General features: G+C 61.6%; 21 protein-coding genes, 1 tRNA gene and 1 pseudogene. 12 read left to right on the forward strand and 11 right to left on the reverse strand.

Annotation, left to right across the window (positions count from 1 at the left end):
- Positions 1–87: 87 nt before the first annotated feature.
- Positions 88–891 carry an MBL fold metallo-hydrolase gene (locus tag IVA88_RS27360; protein WP_247500240.1) on the reverse strand — a complete coding sequence of 268 codons (804 nt, stop codon included), beginning with the start codon at positions 889–891 and terminating at the stop codon, positions 88–90.
- Between the two features lie 181 nt (positions 892–1,072).
- Between IVA88_RS27360 and IVA88_RS27365 the strand changes: the two genes are divergently transcribed.
- Positions 1,073–2,275, forward strand: a complete 1,203-nt coding sequence (locus IVA88_RS27365) for an MFS transporter (protein WP_247500241.1) — start codon at positions 1,073–1,075, stop codon at positions 2,273–2,275.
- A 10-nt stretch (positions 2,276–2,285) separates the two neighbouring features.
- Here the strand turns inward: IVA88_RS27365 and IVA88_RS27370 are convergent, their stop codons facing one another.
- A complete protein-coding gene (locus IVA88_RS27370) occupies positions 2,286–3,899 on the reverse strand; it encodes an acyl-CoA synthetase (RefSeq protein ID WP_247500242.1) in 1,614 nt (537 codons plus the stop codon).
- A 212-nt stretch (positions 3,900–4,111) separates the two neighbouring features.
- Between IVA88_RS27370 and IVA88_RS27375 the strand changes: the two genes are divergently transcribed.
- Complete coding sequence (locus tag IVA88_RS27375; RefSeq protein ID WP_247500243.1) at positions 4,112–5,314, forward strand: ABC transporter substrate-binding protein; 1,203 nt, start codon at positions 4,112–4,114, stop codon at positions 5,312–5,314.
- A gap of 49 nt (positions 5,315–5,363) precedes the next feature.
- Here the strand turns inward: IVA88_RS27375 and IVA88_RS27380 are convergent, their stop codons facing one another.
- The 3 genes and pseudogenes from IVA88_RS27380 to IVA88_RS27390 form a co-directional block, all read right to left on the reverse strand.
- On the reverse strand, positions 5,364–5,852 hold the full coding sequence (locus tag IVA88_RS27380) for a DUF2059 domain-containing protein (RefSeq protein ID WP_247500244.1): 489 nt from the start codon (positions 5,850–5,852) through the stop codon (positions 5,364–5,366).
- A gap of 46 nt (positions 5,853–5,898) precedes the next feature.
- Positions 5,899–7,116: an OpgC domain-containing protein gene (locus IVA88_RS27385; RefSeq protein ID WP_247500245.1), complete on the reverse strand. Its 1,218-nt coding sequence runs from the start codon at positions 7,114–7,116 to the stop codon at positions 5,899–5,901.
- Between the two features lie 465 nt (positions 7,117–7,581).
- A pseudogene (locus tag IVA88_RS27390) lies at positions 7,582–8,447 on the reverse strand (alpha/beta hydrolase).
- Between the two features lie 136 nt (positions 8,448–8,583).
- Here IVA88_RS27390 and IVA88_RS27395 point away from each other — a divergent pair.
- On the forward strand, positions 8,584–8,778 hold the full coding sequence (locus tag IVA88_RS27395) for a hypothetical protein (RefSeq protein ID WP_247500246.1): 195 nt from the start codon (positions 8,584–8,586) through the stop codon (positions 8,776–8,778).
- Here the strand turns inward: IVA88_RS27395 and IVA88_RS27400 are convergent.
- Positions 8,754–9,506, reverse strand: coding sequence for a glucose 1-dehydrogenase (locus IVA88_RS27400; RefSeq protein WP_247500247.1), 753 nt, complete (start codon positions 9,504–9,506; stop codon positions 8,754–8,756). The two genes, IVA88_RS27395 and IVA88_RS27400, sit on opposite strands and share 25 nt — an antisense overlap.
- Positions 9,507–9,599: 93 nt before the next feature.
- On the opposite strand from IVA88_RS27400, the gene IVA88_RS27405 reads away from it, so the two are divergent.
- Together IVA88_RS27405 and IVA88_RS27410 are read left to right on the forward strand one after the other, a co-directional pair.
- Positions 9,600–9,911: a helix-turn-helix domain-containing protein gene (locus IVA88_RS27405; RefSeq protein WP_247500248.1), complete on the forward strand. Its 312-nt coding sequence runs from the start codon at positions 9,600–9,602 to the stop codon at positions 9,909–9,911.
- A 272-nt stretch (positions 9,912–10,183) separates the two neighbouring features.
- The gene (locus IVA88_RS27410; protein WP_247500249.1) at positions 10,184–11,887 is read left to right on the forward strand and encodes a KAP family NTPase; all 1,704 of its coding nucleotides are present in this window, start codon (positions 10,184–10,186) and stop codon (positions 11,885–11,887) included.
- 154 nt (positions 11,888–12,041) lie between these two features.
- Here the strand turns inward: IVA88_RS27410 and IVA88_RS27415 are convergent, their stop codons facing one another.
- The 3 genes from IVA88_RS27415 to IVA88_RS27425 form a co-directional block, all read right to left on the reverse strand.
- Positions 12,042–12,416 (reverse strand): hypothetical protein, encoded by a 375-nt coding sequence (locus IVA88_RS27415; RefSeq protein WP_247500251.1) that lies wholly within the window; start codon positions 12,414–12,416, stop codon positions 12,042–12,044.
- Positions 12,406–12,954 (reverse strand): hypothetical protein, encoded by a 549-nt coding sequence (locus IVA88_RS27420; protein ID WP_247500252.1) that lies wholly within the window; start codon positions 12,952–12,954, stop codon positions 12,406–12,408. The genes IVA88_RS27415 and IVA88_RS27420 overlap by 11 nt, the downstream gene beginning before the upstream one ends.
- A 455-nt stretch (positions 12,955–13,409) precedes the next feature.
- Positions 13,410–13,486 (reverse strand) — tRNA-Met (locus tag IVA88_RS27425).
- Positions 13,487–13,799: 313 nt separating this feature from the next.
- Here IVA88_RS27425 and IVA88_RS27430 point away from each other — a divergent pair.
- The gene (locus tag IVA88_RS27430; RefSeq protein WP_247500254.1) at positions 13,800–15,269 is read left to right on the forward strand and encodes a coniferyl aldehyde dehydrogenase; all 1,470 of its coding nucleotides are present in this window, start codon (positions 13,800–13,802) and stop codon (positions 15,267–15,269) included.
- Between the two features lie 152 nt (positions 15,270–15,421).
- On the opposite strand, the gene IVA88_RS27435 is transcribed toward IVA88_RS27430, so the two are convergent.
- Positions 15,422–16,183 carry an SDR family oxidoreductase gene (locus IVA88_RS27435; protein ID WP_247500258.1) on the reverse strand — a complete coding sequence of 254 codons (762 nt, stop codon included), beginning with the start codon at positions 16,181–16,183 and terminating at the stop codon, positions 15,422–15,424.
- 129 nt (positions 16,184–16,312) lie between these two features.
- On the opposite strand from IVA88_RS27435, the gene IVA88_RS27440 reads away from it, so the two are divergent.
- Both IVA88_RS27440 and IVA88_RS27445 read left to right on the forward strand, forming a co-directional pair.
- Positions 16,313–16,825, forward strand: a complete 513-nt coding sequence (locus IVA88_RS27440; protein WP_247500259.1) for a CvpA family protein — start codon at positions 16,313–16,315, stop codon at positions 16,823–16,825.
- A 128-nt stretch (positions 16,826–16,953) separates the two neighbouring features.
- A complete protein-coding gene (locus tag IVA88_RS27445) occupies positions 16,954–17,736 on the forward strand; it encodes an SDR family oxidoreductase (protein WP_247500260.1) in 783 nt (260 codons plus the stop codon).
- Positions 17,737–17,786: 50 nt separating this feature from the next.
- Here the strand turns inward: IVA88_RS27445 and IVA88_RS27450 are convergent, their stop codons facing one another.
- Positions 17,787–18,263 (reverse strand): DUF3775 domain-containing protein, encoded by a 477-nt coding sequence (locus tag IVA88_RS27450; protein WP_247500261.1) that lies wholly within the window; start codon positions 18,261–18,263, stop codon positions 17,787–17,789.
- Between the two features lie 124 nt (positions 18,264–18,387).
- Between IVA88_RS27450 and IVA88_RS27455 the strand changes: the two genes are divergently transcribed.
- From IVA88_RS27455 to IVA88_RS27470, 4 genes are all read left to right on the forward strand, one after another.
- Positions 18,388–19,236, forward strand: coding sequence for an MBL fold metallo-hydrolase (locus IVA88_RS27455; protein WP_247500262.1), 849 nt, complete (start codon positions 18,388–18,390; stop codon positions 19,234–19,236).
- Between the two features lie 129 nt (positions 19,237–19,365).
- The gene (locus tag IVA88_RS27460; protein ID WP_247500263.1) at positions 19,366–20,208 is read left to right on the forward strand and encodes a fumarylacetoacetate hydrolase family protein; all 843 of its coding nucleotides are present in this window, start codon (positions 19,366–19,368) and stop codon (positions 20,206–20,208) included.
- A 137-nt stretch (positions 20,209–20,345) separates the two neighbouring features.
- Complete coding sequence (locus IVA88_RS27465; RefSeq protein ID WP_247500264.1) at positions 20,346–20,957, forward strand: glutathione S-transferase family protein; 612 nt, start codon at positions 20,346–20,348, stop codon at positions 20,955–20,957.
- A gap of 15 nt (positions 20,958–20,972) precedes the next feature.
- Positions 20,973–21,842 carry an MBL fold metallo-hydrolase gene (locus IVA88_RS27470; protein WP_247500265.1) on the forward strand — a complete coding sequence of 290 codons (870 nt, stop codon included), beginning with the start codon at positions 20,973–20,975 and terminating at the stop codon, positions 21,840–21,842.
- Positions 21,843–21,968 lie beyond the last annotated feature (126 nt).

Consider the following 21,968-nt stretch of genomic DNA (forward strand, 5'->3'; position numbering starts at 1 on the left):
GCAGACGCATCGTTGCGTCACGCCCAATAACTGTACTTATAGTCCATTTATTATGAGCCGGCAAGATAAATCCGGTCGCACGCCGCCTCAGGCGATGGCCGCCAGATAGCGCGCGACAGACGCCGCGAATGCGGCCTTGGCGCCTGCGGCGATGTTGCGGCCCCACCACGCGCCATAGATACGATCGAAGGCCAGCGGCTCAACGGCAGCCGTGATCCGTCGCACCGCGGCGGCATTGAGCGGCGTGTAGTTCGGATAGGAGTACATGAAGCTGACGAAGCGGCGATCCATCGTCACCTGCGCGATATCGCCGGTGAGCAGTGCACCCCGACTGTCCGCACCACTCGCATGGTGCAGCATGGTGGCACCGGCGAAATGACCGCCGGTGCGCAGCAGCAGCAAATCATCGGAGATGCGATGGCTTTCGCCGGTCCAGTGCACGATCGAGGGATGCGGACGCGTCACCCATTGGCGATCATCGGCATGCAGAAAGACCGGCACCCCGCCGAACGCCTCGCTCCAGTCGGCGAGCGCGCCATAGAAATGCGGATGCGAGATCGCAATCGCCTTCAGCCCACCGAGCGACCGCACATGCGCGATCGCCTCCGGCGTCGCCATCGGTACGCAGTCCCACATCAGGCAGCCGTCCGCGAGCGGCACCAGCAGCGCGCGCTGACCGATGGCGAAGCTCGGCTCGATCGCGATGCCGGTCAGGCCGAGGTCGTCGCGCCAGACCATGCGGTGACGTTCCGAGAGCGTCTCGCGCGTGAGGAAAGTTTGCCCGTTCCAGCCGACGTACTGCCGTTCGTCCTCGCAAATCGGACAGATTGCTGGCGGATTTCCGCTGTCCGGGAATTGCGCGCCGCAGGTTTCGCAGGTCCAGAGAGGCATGGCCGTAATCCATAACTGAGACCGTCCCGGACATGACATGACGTCGCGGTCCCGCGATCGCAAGGTCGGAACCAACACGATCAACGCAGGTTAAGTTCGCGTCCGCGCCGGCAGCACGGCCCCGCCGTCGCCGCCTGATGCGAGACGCAATTCGGCTGGCAGCATTAGGTTCAGCGTCTCGATGACATCGCGGTCCCCCTCCTCGTCTCGTATCTGGCCCCTGTTCGCTCTCAACTTTTTCATGGCCGACATGCAGTCGGGCATCGGCCCTTTCGTCGGCGTCTTCCTCCAGGAACGCGGCTGGGCGAGCGGATTGATCGGCACCGCGATGACGATCGGCAATGTCGCGGGCATGCTGATCACGACGCCGATCGGCGGCTTCATCGACGCCAGCCGCAACAAGCGCATGTGGGTCGTCATTCCCGGCATCTGCGTGGTGCTCGCGTCTGGGATCATCCTGATCTCACAGAATTTCTGGGCGGTGACATTCTCGCAGGTCGCACAGTCGCTGGCGAGCGCCGCGATCGTGCCGGCGGTCACAGGAATCACGCTCGGCATCGCCAAGCAGAAGGGCTTCAACGCGCTCAACGGCCGCAACCAGGCGTTCAACCACGCCGGCAACATGGTCGGCGCCGCCCTGTCGGGCTATCTGGGCTACAAGTTCGGCTATGTCGCCGTGTTCATGCTGGCGGCATTGTTCGGCGCCATCGCGATCGCCTGCGTGATGATGATTCCGGCCAAGGCGATCGACGATCGTGCCGCGCGCGGCAGCAAGGAGGACGACCCCGACAGTGCGCCGGACGCGTTCACGATGCTGCTCAAGCACCGTGCGCTGCTCGTGCTGGCACTGGCGCTCGCGCTATTCCATCTCGGCAATGCCGCCATCGTCCCGCTCTATGGCCTGGCGGCGGTCGCCGAAGGCCAGGCCAACGGCCCGAGCTTCGTCGCGACCACCGTGGTGATCGCACAAGGCGTCATGATCATCACGTCGCTGATCGCAATGAAGGCGGCGAGCAAGCGCAACTACTGGCCCGTCATCCTCGTCTCCTTCATGTTCCTGCCCGTCCGCGGCGTGCTCGCCTTCTTCGTCACGGGATGGTGGGGCGTCGTGCCGATGCAGGTGCTCGACGGCATCGGCACCGGGCTCCAGACGGTTGCGGTCCCCGGTATGGTGGCGCGCTCGCTTAACGGCACCGGCCGCATCAATCTCGGCCAGGGTGCCGTGATCACCGTGCAGGGCATCGGCGCCAGCCTCAGTCCCGCGCTTGGCGGCTGGATCGCGCAATGGATCGGCTATGGCCCGACCTTCCTGCTGCTCGGCGGCTTCGGGCTCGCGTCGATGGCGCTGTGGCTGGCGTTCAGCGCGACCGTGAAGAAGTATTGAGGCGCTCCCCTCACGGGCCAAAATTCTTCTGGATCGCCTTGTCGAGCGTCTCGCCGCCGACGAAGCGCTGGCGCAATTCGCGCTTGAGCAGCTTGCCGCTCGGGTTCTTGGGCAAGGCATCGACGAAGATGACGCGCTTGGGCACCTTGAAATGCGCCATCTGGCTGGCGCAATGCTTGATGACGGAATCCTCGTCGAGCTTCTCGCCGTTCTTGACCACGACGATGGCAGTCACCGCCTCGATCCAGCGCGAATCGGGCAGGCCGACCACCGCAACCTCGGACACTGCCGGGATACGGTAGACCATCTCCTCGACCTCGCGGCTCGCGACGTTCTCGCCACCGGTCTTGATCATGTCCTTGACGCGATCGACCACGGTGATGTGGCCCTCTTCATCGACGGTGGCGAGATCGCCGGAGTGAAACCAGCCGCCGGCGAACGCCGCCGCCGTCTTGACGATATCGTTGTAATAGCCGGAGAGCAGATGCGGCGAGCGGTGCACGATCTCACCAACCTCGCCGACCTTGACGTCTTCCATCGAGCTGTTGACCACGCGGGTCTCGACATTGAGCACGGGCTTGCCCGCCGAGCCGGCCTTGCGCAGCTGGTCTGCTGGTCCCAGCACGGTCGCGAGCGGGGCGATCTCGGTCTGGCCGTAGAAATTCCAGAACTTGACGCTGGGCAGGCGGCGCTGGAGCTCGAGCAGTACCTCCACCGGCATGATCGAGGCACCGTAATAGCCCTTCTGCAAGGTCGACAAATCTGTCCTGTCGAAATTGGGCGAGCGCAGCATCGCGATCCAGATCGTCGGCGGCGCGAAGAACGACGTGATCTTGTGCGTCTGGATCAGTGACAGAATGCTGTCGGCGGTCGGCTTGCCCGTGATCACGCCGGAAGCGCCGAGATAGACTTGCGGGCCCAGGAACACGTCGAGCTGCGCGCAATGATAGAGCGGCAGCGCGTGCAGGAATTTGTCGTCGACGCTCATGCCGCCGTCAATGATGCAGCTGACATACTGCCACATCACCGCTTCATGGGTCAGCATCGCGCCCTTGGGCAGCGATTCCGTGCCGCTGGTGTAGACAATCTGCGCGAGATCGCGGCTGTCGACGGACGCATCCAGGAACGAGCCGTCGGGGTTGAGGAGATCGTCGAAGGTGGTGAGGCCCGCGGGCGCCGTGGCGGGATCTTCGCCCGGTAGCCAGATTATCTTCTCGACCGCGCAATCCTTGGCGCTGGCCCCGCGCGCCGGCTCGACGAAATCTGGACCCGCCGCGAGCAACTTTGCGCCGGAGCTCTTCAGGATGAAGTTGATCTCGTCCGGATTCAGCATGAAGTTGATCGGCACCAGCACCGCGCCGATCTGGGCCAACGCGAACCGGAGCGCCGCAAAGGCGTGCGAATTGCGCGAGAGCACGGCGAGGCGGTCACCCTTTTTCACGCCGAGGCCAAGCAGGCCGCGGCCGAGCCGATTGCAGATCGCGTCCATCTCGGCAAAGGTCCAGCTCACATTGCCGCAGCTCACCGCGAGCTTGCCCGGATCGCGGCCCGCCGCACGGCGCAGGAGGTCGCCGATGGAATGCTCGCGGGCCTTCGAGATGGTGGCTGCGATGTCGCCGGTCATTTCGTCCCCTGAATTTGCCGTTTGCGTGAGTGCCGCTCCGAGCACACGTCAGGCCATGGCATTCACGCGCTTCTTGTCTTTGCAGAAAAGCGTAGTCGGCGCGACCGGCCGCGTCAAATCAGCCAGCGAACGCAGCGCCGTTGCGCAAGAAATGACGCTTCAGCGGGGCAAATCTAGCCTCGCGCGCCAACGATAAAATTTGGGGAAATGCCATGTGCCGGATTATGCGTGCCGCCCTAGCGGCCGGACTGACTGCGTTTCTAATCAGCCCGTCTCTTGCCCAGCAGGCGCCGCTCAAGATCGGCGTGCTCTCCGACTTGTCCTCGGTCTATTCCGACATCGGAGGCCAGGGGAATGTCGAGGCCACCAAAATGGCGATCGAGGATTTTGGTGGGCAGATGTTCGGCAAGCCGATCGACATGGTCAGCGCCGATGTGCTGAACAAGCCCGATGTCGCCTCTACCATCGCGCGAAAGTGGTGGGAGACCGAAGGCGTCGACATGATCATCGACCTGCCGACATCGGCCACTGCGCTCGCGGTGATGGAGCTGTCGAAGCAGTACGAGAAGATCATGATCGTGACGGATGCGGCAAGCTCCGACATCACCGGAAAGTCCTGCTCGCCCTACACCGCGCACTGGACCTACGACACCTACGCCAACGCGCACACGGTCGGCAGCGCCATTGTCAAGAACGGCGGCGACAGCTGGTTCTTCCTCACCGCGGACTACGTGTTCGGCCATTCAGTCGAGCGCGACACCTCCGAGGTGGTGAAGGCGGCCGGCGGAAAGGTGCTCGGCAGCGTCAAGCATCCGCTCAACACCGCGGACTTCTCCTCATTCCTGCTCCAGGCCCAGGCCTCCAAGTCCAAGATCATCGGGCTGGCGAACGGCGGCGGTGACACCATCAACGCGATCAAGCAGGCCGGCGAGTTCGGCATCGTCGCCGGCGGCCAGAACCTGGCTGCGATCGTGATGTTCATTTCCGACGTGCACAGCTTGGGGCTGAAGCTCGCGCAGGGACTGATCATCACCGAGGCCTATTACTGGGACCTCAACGACAAGACCCGCGCCTTCGGCAAGCGTTTCATGGAGCGCGTGAAGCGCATGCCGACGATGAATCAGGCGGCGACCTACAGCGCGACGCTGCATTACCTGAAGGCGGTGCAGGCCGCCGGCACCAAGGACACCAAGACGGTGATGGCCAAGATGCGCGAGCTGCCGGTGAAGGATGCCTTCACCGACAACGGCGTCTTACGCGAAGACGGCCGTATGGTGCACAGCATGTATCTGTTCCAGGTGAAGAAGCCCGAGGAGTCCAAGGGCCCGTGGGACTATTACAAGCTGCTCGCCGAAGTCCCTGCCGACCAGGCCTTCCGGCCGCTGAAGGACGGCGGCTGCCCGCTGGTGAAGTGAGGCAACAACACGGGCAAGCATAAGGTCGCGTACCCCTGCCGGTGCGAGCTCAGAGCTTGTGCCCCTTCTGGCGCAGCGCCTCGATGAGGCGCTGCTTCAACTCGTCGGCAGTCTTCTGGCTGACGTCCTGGCCGATCTGCGCGCTTGCCTGCGCCAGCGCATCCGATTTCTCCAGAAGCTTCTTCCCGGCCGGCTGGGCATAGAAGGCCTCGATCTGGCGCAGCTCATCGATGCTGAAGCTTTGGGCATAAAGGGCGGCGACCTGGTCGATCATCGAGGTGAGGGCCGGGGTGTAAATCTCGGAGCCGGGTGCCGTCACCGCGTCATAGTCGCGCTCGATCTCCGGCCTGTCCTGCGCGACCACCGGCCTCAGCTTGAGCAGGAGTTGCGGCAAAAGCGCGCGATACTGATCCGCGAGCTTCAAGGTGACCACGAGCTTGCGCGCCGCGCTCATCGCCTCCGGCGACGATGCTTGCGCAGATGCACCACAGATCAGGAGCAGGAGGGCACCGGCGATCATCAACACGACTCTGGACATCAGCCTCTCCGTTGGACCTCTCCACGACAATGCAGGCCCGCGATGCTCAATGACCCGCGGGCGCCACGGCAGCGGTCGCGACCGGCGCGCTCTCCAAGGCGGTGTCGGCCTCCTCGACTTCCGTCACCTTCACGAACAGGTTCGGTACCCGTTCGGCCCGGTCGAGCAGCCAGGCGGCTGCGATCATGATGGCGATACCCATGGCGGAGACCGCGAGTTGCTCCCAGACGCCTTTGGTGTATTGCGTCAGGATCCAGTGCGCCGAGAACGACAGGAAGACGCCGAGGCAGAAGATCGGTAGCGAATGCTGGCCGCAGAGGATCACAGGGCGCAGCCAGGCTCCGTGCAGCACCCGCCATTTGCGCGAGACGAAATGGGTCACCCAGATCGCCAGCGCCAGGAAATGCGTGAAGCGGAGCATGTCGAGGTCGGTCTTGTCGATCGGGTAGATCGCCTTGATCATCCATTTCGGGATCAGGGCTTCGAGCGCAGGGACGTGCCAGGTCATCACGATCAGCAGCGCGAAAGCGAGCCAGGCCGCGGCCAGGGCCATCGCCGCCTTCGACCACACCCATCCGGCGATCTTCTCGATCTGGCCGACGCCGCACCAGGCCGCGAACACGAACATCAGCTGCCAGCAGAACGGGTTGAAATACCAGGTCGTGCCGGGCGGATAGGAGGCGATGTTCCAGTTGAACCAGCGCGACAGCACGTAGAGCACCACGGACGCGGCAAGCGTCAGGTTGGGCCGGCGCACCAGGCACCAGACGATGAACGGCGAGGCGAACACCAGCGCGATGTAGAGCGGCAGCACGTCGAGATTGACCGGCTTGTACTTCAGGAGGATCGCCTGCCCGATCAGTTCGTCCGGATGCGACAGGAAATTGAACACGTTGAACTCGTGCTCGTACATCGGATTGTCGAAGCGGCGGGCGGTGCGGGCGATCTGCGCCGTGAACAGCAGGAACAGCATGATGTGGGCGACATACATCTCAACCGCGCGCCGCCACAGCCGCTTCAGCGCGGCGACAAACCAGCCGCCCGCAACGATCGGGCCGTAGATCCAGCCGACCAGATAACCGGAGATGAAGACGAAGAATTCGGCGGCGTCGCTGAAGCCGTAATTGCGCAAGGTGATCCAGGCCACGACGTCGTGCGGGATGTGGTCGAGGAAGATCATCCACAGACCGATGCCGCGGAAGAGATCGAGCCGCAAATCGCGCTCGACCGGAGCGAGCAGCGCTGACTGGTCCCGTGTGATCATGGCCCCGCCTCGTTCGGTGGGCGTCGCGCCGTCGCGGCGCCGAAAAATCGGATGCTAAAAAGCTTAAATCAAAAGTCACCTGGCCCTGTGGCCGGGGCCGACCGTAGCCGACCTTGCTGCGCGCGCAAGGGCATAGTCATGAGCGGGCCGCACAAGCGTGCCGTCCTCTGCGCTGCACAATGGGGGCTCTTCAAAAAAGGGCGAAAACAACCCCATGCACAGTAGCTAAACCCTTGCGCCGGTTGCTGGATTTATTCGACGCGCTAGGCAGATTTCGGCCGCGGCGATTCCGGCCCGGAGCAGAGCCAAGTCAGCTCGTCGCCCGTCGCCAGCATCTCGTTCAGCATTGCCTCGGGCTTGTGCAGCAGCGGCAGCGCGCCAGGACAAAACCGTCTTCGAGAATGGCCGCGGCCACCCGCGGATTGAACGTCGGCGGAGGTAGTACGGCCAGACCAGCCGCTGGTACTATCCACCGCTTTCGAAAAACCGGTTCAGTTCGCACGCCGTCTGCTGCGGAAGCTCCTCCGGGAAGAAATGTCCTCCGTCAAGCGCCTTTCCTCGCACGTCATCTGCCCAGGTCCGCCATAGCCCCAACGGGCCTCCCTCGTCCGCGTACCAGGCGTTCAACGGACCGCGGCCACTCCAGAGGACGAGGACAGGGCAATCGATCCGGCGGCCGGAACGACGGTCCGCCAGATCGTGCTCGTGATCTATCGACGCCGCCGCACGATATTCCTCACAGATGGCGTGAACATGCGCCTGATCGCGCAACGCGTCGATATAGGCTGCCCGGATCTGCGGGCTGAAACTGTCTGCCGCAGAACCCCATCCGTGGAGCGCATTGTCGATGACGGCATCGGGAGCTGCCGATACTAGCCGCTCGGGAAAGGGTTCCGGCTGCGCAAGCAACGACCACGGCCAGTAGCCGATGGCCAGCTTCTTGTCGGCGCGCTCCCAAGCCGCTCCACGCGCTCGCGGTGATCGAGCGCGAGCCGGTAGGCGACACGGCCGCCGCGATCATGGCCCGCAACCGAGAAGCGGTCGAAGCCAAGTTTCGACATGACGGACACCATGTCCCTTGCCATCGCCCGCTTGGCATATGGCGCGTGGTCCCGACTCGAGGGAGGACAATCGCTCCGGCCATATCCGCGAAGGTCGGCACAAACGACGGTAAAGTGCTCAGCGAGCAGCGGTGCAACGTCCCGCCACATCAGATGCGTCTGCGGAAATCCGTGCAACAGGAGAACGGCTGGCCCCGAGCCGGCCCGACCTATGAAAATCCTTGCTTCCTCCGCCTGAATATCGGCGGACTCGAAGTCCGCGAATTCCATTGGGCCAGTCCTTCCTAACGACAGAAGCCAAGAAGCGAGTACCGGATGAGCCCCAGCAACATGACGACGCACGTCGGCCGCCTCGGGTTCCTGTCGATCGCCCTTGTGACCGGCACAGGCGCCAAAGGAAAAAGGCGTGGCTGAATCAGACGCGCAGGATATCGAAAGCGCCAAAAAAAATGGCCCGCTCAAGGCGGGCCATTTTCATCCTACCTGGCAAAGTCCGGAGTTGGTTGCGGGAGCGGCAAGCACCGACCATGCTGGGACGACGAACTTCATTGTCGGGCCGCCCAAGCAGGAGACGCGTCAGCGAAGGCCGCCGGTGACGTGAAGCGTCTCGCCCGTGACGTAGGACGCCTCGTCCGAAGCGAAGAAGGCCACCGCAGCAGCGATCTCCTCGACCTTGCCGATGCGGCCGAGCGGGGTGGCGCTTTCGATCCAGTTGCGCATGTCGCCCTCGTGCAGGCCGGCTGACACGATGCCTTCGGTGGCGATCATGCCCGGATTGACGGCGTTGACGCGGATCTTGCGCGGCGCCAGTTCCTTCGCCAGCACCGCGGAGATTGCATCCACCGACGCTTTGGTCGCGGTGTAGACGGCTGTGTTCGCCGGCGTGATAGTCGATACGCCGGAGCTGATGTTGATGATGCTTCCGCCATTGGGGTTGAAGTGCTTCGACGCTTCACCCGAGACCAGCAGCAGGCCAAGCACATTGAGGTCGAAATGCCGGTGGAAATGCTCGGGCGTGATGGCCTCGAGCGGGGCGAATTCGTAGACGCCCGCGTTGTTGACGAGGATGTCGATCGCACCGAACGCCTTCACGGTCTCTGCGACGACGCTTTTCACGTCCTTGGCGTCGGCGAGGTTGCCGTGGACCGCGACGGCCTTGCCACCCTTGGCGGTGATAGCGGCAACCACGCGGTCGGCTGCCTGCTTGCTGGAGCTGTAATTGACCGCGACCGCCGCGCCCTCGGCTGCGAGCCGGGCCGAGATTTCGGCACCGATGCCTTTGGATGCGCCGGTCACGAGCGCAACTTTTCCTTCGAGTCTCTTGGTCATCGCATGTCTCCATTGTTCGGCAAGTGCCGATATTCGATAGTTCAATACTAGTGAACTATTGAAGGAGTTCAAGGGAGGTGCTATATTTTAGGCATGGTGCAGTTCGTTCACCCATCGCGGGACGAAATCACACTGGCCGGGGTGCTCGCAGCCCTCGCGGATCCGATGCGGCGGCGCATCGTCAAAAGCCTGGCCGCGCAGAGCGATTGCATGTCGTGCACCGAGGCGGCGCCTTGCCCCGACATGGCGAAGTCGACCCTGTCGAACCATTTTCGCATCCTGCGCGAGGCCGGCCTGATCCGGACATCGAAGCAAGGCGTCCAGCACCGCAATGTTTTGCGGGAGGACGACATCAATGCGCGATTTCCAAAGCTGCTGAAGATGATCCTGAGCTATCCGGACTGAGGGCATTCGCCCACGAGCAGATTTGCGGGAAGAGATATCGCCGACGTTTCCACCCGAAGCGGTGACCAAACAAAAATGGCCCGAGCGATGCGGGCCATTTCCTTAAGACGGCAAAGTCCGGCGTGGTTGCAAAAACAAAATCGGAATCTATGATCTTCAAGCTTTACGCCTGACGAGCTACCAAGCCCCCAGTCGATCCGCGATCCGTCGATTTTGACGCGCGTGCAACCTAGAACGACCGCGCTGATTCCTTTTGAGTCTTGAGGATGCCTGTGTCCACTAAACTGGTGAGAGAGCAGATTGCCAAATTCCTCGCTCGCAAGGACCCCGAGGTGCTTTGCCTGCGCGGAAAATGGGGCGTTGGCAAAACGTTCGCTTGGTCCAGAGGGCTTGAGCTAGCGCATCAGGCAAAAACGATCAAACTCCAACGCTACTCGTATGTCTCCCTTTTTGGGGTGAATTCGCTCGACGAATTGAAATTCGCGATCTTTGAGAACGTGACCACCCTTAGCAACGGCGTCGTAAAAGCTGACGTCAACACGCTCGACGATTTTGTTAATTCGAAAATCGGTTCTTGGCGTAAGTTGACTAAGCTTGCGCAGGCGGTACCGATCGTGCGGAGCGTAATTGGCGGTGATGCAACATCACTAGTATCTTTTATGACCATTCGCGATCAAATCATCTGCATTGACGATCTGGAGCGCAAAGGTCAAAAACTTGATATTAGCGACGTTCTCGGCCTGATTTCCTATCTAAGAGAACAACGTAACTGTAAGGTCGTTCTAATCCTCAATGATGAGAAACTGGACGGAGATGCAAAAAAGACGTTCGGCAACAATCTTGAGAAAGTCGTCGATATTTCCTTGGTCTATCGCCCGCCTGCGGTCGAAGCTGTCAAAATTGCAATTTCCGAAACCGATGACATCAGTAGGTTCATTGCCGAAAAGTGCGTAGCGCTTGGCATAACAAATATCCGAGTGATTAGGCGCATTGTACGATCTGTTCGCGACATCGAGCCAATGCTAAATGAATTTGATCCTGAAGTTTTCAGAATGGTTGTTGCGTCCATAGCTCTCTTCTGCTGGTCGCACGATCAACCGGAAGAAGCACCGCCTCTCGAATTTCTTGAAAATAGGACACGGGATAAGTTTGGTCTTCGGAAGCGCGCTGAAATCCCCCCAGCCGAAGCGGCATGGAATGCTCTTCTGGATTCCTATGCGTACACGTGGACCGACGAATTGGATGTTGAACTGATAGGAGGAATACGTGCTGGATACTTCGATCCGGATGAAATCAAAAAAAGGGCCGGCCTGCTGAACGAGAAGATACTGGCGACCAGAGCGGACGGGTCCTTCGAGTCAGCGTGGCGCCGTTATCACGACTCGTTTGGGAACGACGAACCCCAAGTACTCGACGAGTTGCGAGCATCCTTTATGAAGAACGTAAAGTATATCACTCCGACCAACTTGAGCGGTACGGTCTCGCTCTTCAAAGAGCTTGGGCGACCTGAAGATGCAAAGGAAATGCTGGAATTCTATATGTCAGAACGGAACGAGCCGCGCGATTTCTTTGATCTGGAGGATCACCCGTTCGGTGCCCATGTCGAGGACCTCGATGTTCGCTCAGCTTTCAAGCAGAAATTCGAGCACTTGGAAGAACAGCGAGATATTCCTGCGATGCTTCGAAGCTCAGACTGGAGCCAAGACACCATCGCTGCACTCTCAGTGCTTCCAGTCGCGGACTATTACAAAGCCTTCAAATCCACATCTGGGAGCGACCTACGCAAGATTCTATCTAACGTCTTCCAGTTCGACCGGGTTGTGAACGCATCGGAATCAATGCGCGAGATCGCTTCCCGGGCACGGCAGGCGTTAAAGCTAGTTGGAGAAGAGTCTGCGATCAATAAGCGTCGCGTTTCTCGCTATGGTGTCAAGTTCGACGATGCTGACGGCATGGACGACGTAGTTCCTGAGTGATTCCGTAGCGATCAAGGCCGATATTGGCGGGCGCAGAAAGTCGGGTCGACGCAACTGGCGCTGCCGGGCTGCGATTTGCGGCCTAGCAACCTTCGCACTGAATTCCACCGGGAAGCTACATTCAGTCGAAATTTGTTGAGCAGCGGCAGCGACCTCAGAATGGAGCTCTTAATTGAAGCAGAATTTCATCAATTATCTTATCTGCACCCGAGGCCTGCCTGCGTGCTAGTTCGAACAGATTTTCCATGGCTTTGAAAGGCGGGCTGGCCCCTTCCGGAAAAGGTCCACAAGAGTGGTAGAGTTCGACATCGCTGAATGACTCGGCGACCACGCCGTCTTCGTTAATAAGAGATATAACGAAATCGGGATCTCTTGAATTGCTTTCCGAAACTTTCGACAGCAGTAGCGAATAGTTCCGGAATGAAACCTGAAACGCGTCATCCGCAGCAGTCGGTTTCCATGTGACGTCACCTGCCTCTGTTCGCTCGACCAAAAGTCGGACCATTTCCCACTGCTTTTCAAGCGCCATTGTGGCTCACTCCGATCCTGGAGGCTTTTAGTTCGGCCAGAACCGTCAAAAGCCGATCGATATCTGACGATATCATAGCGTTTATCTTTGGCGTCTTTGGCAAGGTTTGTCCTGCAAGCGCTCGTTCAACCGTTGTTTCAATCGAGTAAAGGTTCGCAAGCGCTTCTTGAACAACGGTTTGCTGCATATCGGTCAGCATTAAGCTCGACGATCGCAAAATAACCAGCACCTTTCGAATTGACGCATACCGGTCGGGAAGGAGGGCCCAATTCGCTTGTCGGTGCAGACGTTTGATTTCTTCGAGAGTAGATATCGCAGTAGAAAAATCGACGACGGTATCAAGCAAACGTATGGCGTCTCGCGTCTCTCGCGCCGCTTTTTCAGCACGTTCCGCAGCACTCTTTGATCGCAGCATGCCAATAACGGTTACCGTAAAGCCGATCAGGGAGATCGAAATACCAGCAATACCGGTGATATCGCCAATACGGTTTGCTTCCATCCAGGAGAGAAAAGCAGCGTATTGACCAGCCGAACTCATCCAAAATCCCAATAACCGATGCGCTGTCCCGTGACGTCGGCCACAAGTGCTTCTTTGCGGCTAGGAGCCTGCCAGAACGATGCCATCATGAAGATCTAACTTTCCGCAGAGACAGCAAAAACGCAAGTGAGTCTATACGTCTACTGCACAGAGCAACTGTCAGTTGATGCCAAAGACCCTAAGGGGTCAGAGAGGCTTTGGTTCATTTGCGCTTGAGTGGCTCTGTTTCCTTCATCGTCCGTGCGCGAGCGCCCGAATAAGCCGTGCCAGCGCTTCCTGTGCTTAAGCCGATAGCTCTGCCAAAGTCTTTCGGATTTGCTTAGGAGGGCGCAACCGCGGCAAGGAAAGAAGCTTTTGCGCTACTGCATTCGTCGCCGCCTTATCGGCCGCCGGCTCAGGGTATAAGAACAAAAAGCCCTCGAAATCTGAATGATTTCAAGGGCTCAATGCTTACTTGGTTGCGGGGATAGGATTTGAACCTATGACCTTCAGGTTATGAGCCTGACGAGCTACCGGGCTGCTCCACCCCGCGTTAAACCGTGCTTTGCCTTCGTGAAAGTGCCGGGGACGGTGAATAAAGGGCCGGCGCTGCTCGCGTGGCTTGCTTCGTCCGTCCCAAAGGCTTCCTTGGAAGGCAACCCCGGGCAAAGCCCATTGGGTGCGGGCGGTATGTACCAACCCGGGGTGCCTTTGGAAAGGGCTGCGGGGACGTTTTTTTCGACTTTATGACAGCGGGCCGGGCCGGTTTCCGGCCCATTTGGCGCGCCCTTGCCAGAAGTTCCACAAAGGGCCAGCTTGCGCCGACAAAAACCAGGCAAAAACGCCACTTGAAGGGGGAGAACGCCATGGACCACGGCTTGGAGCGCTCCGTGGACCGATCCTTGGACAAATCCCCGACGAGCGGCCCGCTTCGGGCCCTCGAGGAAAACTTCCATGCCATGCTCGCGCGGTCACGGGCCGAGCCGGCGCCTGGCCTCGCCGACCGGCTCGACCGGCTGGCACGGCTGCGCGCCGTGGTCGCCGACAACGAGGAGCGCTTCCGGCAGGCGATCTCGGCCGATTTCGGCCACCGCTCGGCGGTCGAGACCACCATCGCCGAGACCATGATGGTGTTCTCCGAGATCCGTCATGCCACCAAGCACCTCAAGAACTGGATGGCGCCGCAGCGCATCGCCACCGCGCTGCAATTTTTGCCCGCGCGCAACCGGCTGCTGCCGCAGCCGCTCGGCGTTGTCGGCATTATCGCGCCCTGGAATTATCCGCTGCAGCTGACGCTCGCGCCCGCAATCGGCGCGCTCGCCGCCGGCAACCGTGTCATCATCAAGCCGAGCGAGTTCGTGCCGCACTTCGCAGGCCTGCTGAAGGAGACGGTCGCAGCGCGGTTCAATGCCGCGGAGTTGCTCGTCACCGGCGTCGAGGACGAGATCGCAAAGGCTTTCGCACACCTGCCGTTCGATCATCTCGTGTTCACCGGCTCGACCCGGGTCGGGCGGCTGGTGGCGGAGGCCGCGGGACGCAATCTGACGCCCGTCACGCTCGAGCTCGGCGGCAAGTCGCCGGCGATCATCGACGCCTCGGCCGATCTCGAAGAGGCCGCCGAGCGCATCGCCTACGGAAAGCTGCTCAACGCCGGGCAGACCTGCATCGCGCCGGATTACGTGCTGGTGCCCGAGCGCTCGTTGCAGGCCTTCGCCGAAAAAGTGCGTGCGCAGATGCGGCGCATGTTCGGCACCGATCCCTCGAACAAGGACTACACCTCCGTGATCTCCGACCGGCATTATGCGCGGCTGGAAAATCTCGTCGCGGATGCGGCAAGTCGCGGCGCAAAGATTTTGCAGCCGGCGAAGCCTGACGATCCGAACTGGAAGGCACACCGCAAATTCCCGCCGACGCTGATCGTCGGCGCGACCGAAGACATGGCGGCAATGCAGGAGGAGATCTTTGGACCGGTACTGCCGGTGCTCGGCTATCGCGATTTCGCCGACGCCATCGCCTTCGTCAATGCCCGCGACCGGCCGCTGGCGCTGTACTGGTTCGGCAAGGACCGCATCGCGCGCGACGAGGTGCTGGCGCGCACGGTGTCCGGCGGCGTCACCATCAACGACTGCCTGTTCCACTTCGCGCAAATCAACCAGCCGATGGGCGGCGTCGGCGCGTCCGGCACCGGCGCCTATCACGGCGAATGGGGCTTTCGCACCTTCAGCAAGCTGAAGCCGGTGTTCTATCGCTCGAAATTCAACCGCCTTGCCGACCTCTATCCGCCCTATGGCGGCAAGATCGCACGGCTGGAGAAGATGATGCGATTCATGTCGTAAGCACCCGTCATTGCGAGGACGGCGGAGCTAGACCCTCACCCCTCGATCATGCCGACGCTGATCGGCGGCAACACCAACGCGCCGACCATCATGATCGGCTAGAAGGCGGCGGATATGATCCGGGCGGAGATGCGTTAGCTCGACCTCGACAGCTAGTTCAACAAGAACCCGCCGTCCACCGTCACCACACTTCCCGTCATGTACCGCGAGGCCTTTGAGGCCAGCAGCAAAATCGCGCCGTCGAGATCGGACTCGGCGCCGATGCGGCGCTGGGGGATGCGCTTGGTCAGGCGCTCGCCCGGCGGCGTCGACCAGAACGCGTGGTTCATCTCGGTGTCGATGTAGCCGGGCGCCAGCGCGTTGATACGGATGTTTTGTCCCGCGAGCTCCAGTGCCATCGCCCTGGTCGCCTGGATGATGCCGGCCTTGGAGATAGCGTAAGGCGATACCGCCTTCAGCACGCCGGTGCCGAGCACGGAGGCGATGTTGACGATGTTGCCTTCCTGCTTGCGCGCGATCATGCGGCGCGCGATCTCGGTCGCAAGGAAATAGGCGCCCTTGAGATTGGCGCCGATCACGGCGTCCCAATCGGCCTCGGTCTGCTCGGTCGCGAGCTTTTCGATGGCGATGCCGGCATTGTTGATCAGCACCGTGACCGGGCCGAGCGCGGCTTCCGCGGCATCGATGGCCCCGGCGATCGATGCGGTGTCGGTGACGTCGAGCGCGACGGCGGCTGCGCGGCCGCCCTTGCCGCGGATCTCTTCTTCCAGACTCTTCAGCTTGTCGGTCTGCCGCGCCGCGAGCGCGACGGCCGCGCCATGCGCCGCCAGCACCCGGGCAAATTGCCGCCCCAGCCCCTGGCTCGCGCCTGTTACGAGGATGGTTTCCTGACTGACGTCGAACAGGTCTGACATGACACTTTCCTTGACGTGTTCTTTGGGGCGCGATCCCTGAGCTTTGGGCCATCAATACAGACGATTTTAACGATCTGAAACCGGAATGATCGGTTCTGCGTTCACTCGTTCCATGGCAGGGTCCCGCGCATGAACAGTTTCGATCTCGCCGTCTATGCGGTACTCGCGATCGCGATCGGCTTCGGCTTCAGGACCGGCCTGCTCGGCAGCGCCATGACGATCCTCGCCTATCTCCTCGCCGCCCCCATCGCCGTCGCGCTGATGCCGCTGATCGTCCCGCAAATCGCGGGCAATCCGAATTCGCCGCTGCTTCAGAACTGGATCTGGCTCTTCGGCATCTTCGTGGTGGTCGGCATGCTGTTCGGCCATATCGGCCGCATCGCGCTCAACGACACGATCGGCGAGACCGGCATCGGCGACCGGCTCGGCGGCGCCGCGCTCGGCGCCGTCAGGGTCGGCCTCGTCGCCACCACCTTGGTGCTGGTGTTCGACCAGATCGTGCCGGCCAACCGCCAGCCGCCCTTCCTCACCGGCTCGCATCTGCGGCCGCTGTTCTCGGCCGCGGGACAGATGGGCTTCAAGTCGCTGCCGCCGGACGCCGCCGCCGCGATCGACCGTCTCAAGCAGGAGCGGCGCATCTGATCAGGCGCATTTGCATCGCCGCGCAAGCGCGCATGCATTTTGATGCGAGCCCGTCCCTTATCAGCGGCGCCAAGGTTGGCTACAATAGCGGCTCTAAAAACCTGCATGACATTTACGGGAGTGAAACAGTGGATCTTGGGATCAAAGGTCGCCGCGCCATCGTCTGCGCATCCAGCAAAGGCCTCGGACGCGCCTGCGCCATCTCGCTGGCCGAGGCCGGCGTTCACGTCACGCTGACCGCGCGCGGCGCCGAGGCCCTGAAGAAGACGGCCGACGACATCCGCAAGGTCCATCCTGATGTGACGGTTACCGAGATCGTCGGCGACATCACGACCCCGGCGGGCCGCGAGGCGGTGCTGAAGGCCTGCCCCGAGCCCGATATCCTGATCAACAATGCCGGTGGACCGCCGCCCGGCGATTTCCGCAACTGGACCCGCGACGACTGGATCAAGGCGATCGACGCCAACATGCTGACCCCGATCGAGCTGATCAAGTCGACCGTGGATGGCATGATGGCGCGCAAGTTCGGCCGCATCGTCAACATCACCTCGGCCGCGGTGAAGGCGCCGATCGACATCCTCGGTCTCTCCAACGGCGCGCGCGCCGGCCTCACCGGCTTCATCGCCGGCCTGTCGCGCAAGACCGTAATCAACAACGTCACCATCAACGGCCTGCTGCCGGGCCCGTTCGAGACCGACCGTCTGACCGGTACCGCGAAGGCCGAGGCCGACAAGCGCGGCGTCACGGCGGAGCAGATCCTGACCGAGCGCGCCAAGCTCAACCCCGCCGGCCGCTTCGGCCAGCCCGACGAGTTCGGCTATGCCTGCGCATTCCTGTGCGGTGCCAAGGCGGGCTTCATCACCGGTCAGAATCTTTTGCTCGACGGCGGTGCCTTCCCGGGAACGCTGTAACGCCCCTTCGCTCTCTCCCCCGTCCTGCGGGGAGAGAGCTCACTGCGAGGTTACCGCTGCTTCGTGATCTCGTCCTCGTCCCGCTCGCTGGGATTGGAGGAATCGGCGGTGAGACGCTCGTCGGTCCAGTCGACGCCGAATTCCTCAAGCCCGTCGGCGAGCAGATCGCCCAGCATCGGCTCGCCGAGCAGATAATGCGCCGTTTCGCGACGGGGGCTGCGATACTCGGCGCGCGCCTCCACGGCGCGTGCGCGCAAATCGTTCCAGTCGTCGATCGTGCCGTCGCCGCGGCCGAGCCAAGTCAGCGTGACCAGGTCGATCTGCTCGTCCTCGTTCATGGCGACGATGAAACTTCCGAGTTCGTTGACAACCGGATCGGTGCCGTCGTCCTCGAGGACGTCGACCGCATCGTCATCCGTCGCATTCGAGCCGGAATCCGGATCGGAATCCGCCTGCTTGACGTCGAATTCACGCGCCTTCTCGATGATGAAGGCGACCTTCTCCGCGGAGATTGCAAGCTCTGGCATGGCTGGCCCTTTGGCTTTCCCTGGGTTCCCGCGTTAACGCCGCACCGCGTCAGATGATCCATTGCGCCAGATGGCGGAAAGTGGGCATGTTCCCTCCCAAAGCAAGAACGCGGGGATGCGCCCGATGCAGTGGAAAGTGGGCAAGGTCAAGATCACGAAACTCGTTGAAATGGAGACGGTCGGTTCAACCCGCTTCATCCTGCCGGCAGCGACCAACGATGAAATCCGGAAGCTGCCTTGGCTGATCCCGCATTTCGCCACCGAAGAAGGCCGGCTGAAGATGTCGATTCATTCGCTGGTGGTGGAAACCCCGACGCGCCGCATCGTGGTCGATACCGGCCTTGGCAACGACAAGCAGGGCCGCAACGTCCCGACCTGGAACAATCGCACCACGCCGTTCCTGGAGACGATGATTGCGGCAGGCTTTCCGCCTGACAGCATCGATACCGTGCTGTGCACGCATCTTCATGTCGATCATGTCGGCTGGAATACGAAACTGTCTGGCGGCAAATGGGTGCCGAGCTTCCCCAGGGCGCGCTATGTCTTCGGCCAGACCGAGTATGAGCATTGGCGCGACCACTCCAGCGAGCCGGACAAGCAGGCCGTCTTTGCCGATTCCGTGAAGCCGATCATCGATGCCGGCCGGGCCGAGTTGATCCCGAGCGACCTCCGACTAAGCGACGAGATCAGCATGATCCCGACCCCCGGCCACAGCCCCGGACATATGAGCATTTTGATCCAGTCGGACGGCGAACAAGGATTGCTGACGGGCGATGTCGCCCATCATCCCTGCCAGATGGCGCATCTCGGCTGGTCCTCGACCGCGGATTCGGATCAGAGACAATCGGCTGCGACGCGGCGCGAATTGTTCGGCCGCTTCGCCGAAACCCCGACGCTGGTGATCGGCGGGCATTTTTCGGCCGGGCATATCAAGCGAGATGGGGACGCGTTCCGGTTCGAGGCGCTGGGGTGATCTCCGTGTCCCGGACGCGCCATCCGAATTGCGGGCCTGCAATGCGCTCCTCTTTGAGCGGTTGAATTTCCCGCCGCCCTGTTCCATGAAGCTGTTCAACCGATCGGTCCATTCCAGGGAGAAACGAGAATGAAGCTTGTTCGTTATGGCGAGAAGGGTGCGGAAAAGCCCGGCCTGATCGACAAATCCGGCCAGTTGCGCGACCTGTCTGCGCATGTGAAGGACCTGACCGGCGAGGCCTATTCGCCCGACAGCCTGAAGAAGCTGGCGGCGCTCGATCCCGCCTCGCTGCCCGCCGTCTCCGGCAAGCCGCGGTTCGGCGCCCCCGTCACCGGCATATCGAAATTCGTGGCGATCGGCCTCAACTACAGCGACCATGCCAAGGAGACCGGCGCGGATATCCCGAGCGAGCCGATCATTTTCATGAAGGCCAACACCTCGCTGTCCGGCCCGAACGACGCTATCGAGAAGCCGCGCGGCTCGACCAAGCTCGACTGGGAAGTCGAGATCGCCGCGATCATCGGCACGCGCGCAAAATACGTCTCGGAAGCCGACGCGCTCAACCACGTCGCCGGCTACTGCGTCTGCAACGACGTCTCCGAGCGCGCCTTCCAGATCGAGCGCCTGGGTCAGTGGACCAAGGGCAAGTCGCACGACACGTTCGGTCCGCTCGGTCCCTGGCTCGCCACCAAGGACGAGATCAAGGACGTGCAGAACCTGCCGATGTGGCTCGACGTCAACGGTCAGCGCCGCCAGTCGGGCTCGACCAAGACCATGATCTTCTCGATGGCCAAGTGCATCTCCTATGTCTCGCAGTTCATGACGCTGCTGCCCGGCGACATCATCACCACGGGTACTCCGCCCGGTGTCGGCCTCGGCATGAAGCCGCCGACCTTCCTCAATGTCGGCGACGTCATCACGCTCGGCATCGAGGGTCTCGGCGAGCAACGCCAGGAGATCGTCGCGGCGTAAGGCGTTGCCCTCTCCCCGTCATTGCGAGGGGCGAAGCGACGAAGCAATCCAGGCTATTTCCAAGGAGACAGATTGGATTGCTTCGCTTCGCTCGCATGACGAAAACCAATTGCCGGTCACCCGTAGGACATTCCGCCATGAAGCTCACCTTCTCCCCCGCCTCGCCCTTCGCCCGCAAGGTGCGCATCGCCGCGATCGAGCTCGGGCTGATCGACAAGATCGAGCTGACGCCGGCGACCGTCGCGCCCGGCACGGCCAACGAGGACTATTCGCGCATCACACCGCTGAAAAAATTGCCGGTGCTGATCACCAATGACGGCGACGTCATTTTGGACTCTTACGTCATCGTCGAATATCTCAACGAGATGGCCGGCGGCAGCCTGATCCCCGACTACGGTCCGCGGCGCTGGAAGGCCAAGACCAATCATTCCCTGGTCAACGGCATGCTCGATTCCATGCTGCTGTGCCGCTACGAGAAGATGGTGCGGCCGCAGGGCCTGCAATGGCAGGCGTGGTCGGACGACCATTGGAACCGGGCCTGGACCGGCATGGCGCGCTTCGAGAACATGCCCGATGTCCTGAACGGCCCGTTCGACATCTCGCAGATCGGCCTCGTCTGCGTGCTCGGCTATGCCGATTTCCGCTTCGCCGATTGCGGCTGGCGCAAGGCCTATCCGAAGCTCGACGCCTTCCACCAGAAGATGCTGGAGCGGCCCTCCGTGAAGATCTCGGTACCGCCGGCCGCGTAAAGCACAGGAGTTCTCATGAGCCTGAAATACTCGGTCGGCGATCTCACCATCCACCGCGTCATCGAGCAGGAAACCTCGTTCGTGCCGGCACTGGAGATGTTGCCGGCGCTGACACCGGAGCTCCTGGCCGAGAACCGCGCGTGGATGAGGGAGGCGAAAGCCCTGGATGACAGCGACACATTGCTGCTGTGCTTTCAGTCCTACGTGATCAAGACCCCGCATCACACCGTTCTGGTCGACAGCTGCATCGGCAACGACAAGCCGCGGCCGCAGCGGCCGAAATGGAACATGAAGACCGACGACACTTATCTGAGCGGGCTCAACGCCGCCGGATTCTCCGTCGAAGACATCGACTTCGTGATGTGCACGCATCTGCATGTCGATCACGTCGGCTGGAATACGCGGCTGGAGAACGGCCGCTGGGTGCCGACGTTTCCGAAGGCGCGCTATGTCTTCGCCAAGCAGGAATTCGACCACTGGTCCGAGCAGAATGCGAAGGCGGAGATCGCCCCCTTCGTCGACAGCGTGCTGCCGGTGGTCGAGGCCAAACGCCACGAGCTCGTCGGCAACGATCACCAGATCGGCGATCACGTTCGTATCCTGCCGACGCCGGGCCACACGCCGGGCCATATCGCCATCACGATGGGCCGCGGCAAGGACGACGCCGTGTTCTCCGGCGATCTCATGCACTCGCCATTGCAGACGCTCTATCCGGAGCTGTCGATCAAGTTCGACGTCGACCAGGCCAGGGCGGCAACAACGCGCCGCAGCTTCCTGGAACGCTATTGCGACACCGACACGCTGTGCTGCACCGCGCATTTCCCCTCGCCGTCGGTGGGGAAGATCAGGCGCAAGGGCAGTGGCTTCGTCTGCGCGGCGGTTTAACGCATCGCAATCAACGCTCTCGGTTTTCGTCATGCCCGGGCTTGTCCCGGGCATCCACGTTCTTACAATCCACGGCATCAAAGAACGTGGATGGCCGGGACAAGCCCGGCCATGACGAGGAAACAT

The sequence above is a fragment of the Bradyrhizobium sp. 149 genome, assembly GCF_023073915.1.
GTDB lineage: Bacteria > Pseudomonadota > Alphaproteobacteria > Rhizobiales > Xanthobacteraceae > Bradyrhizobium.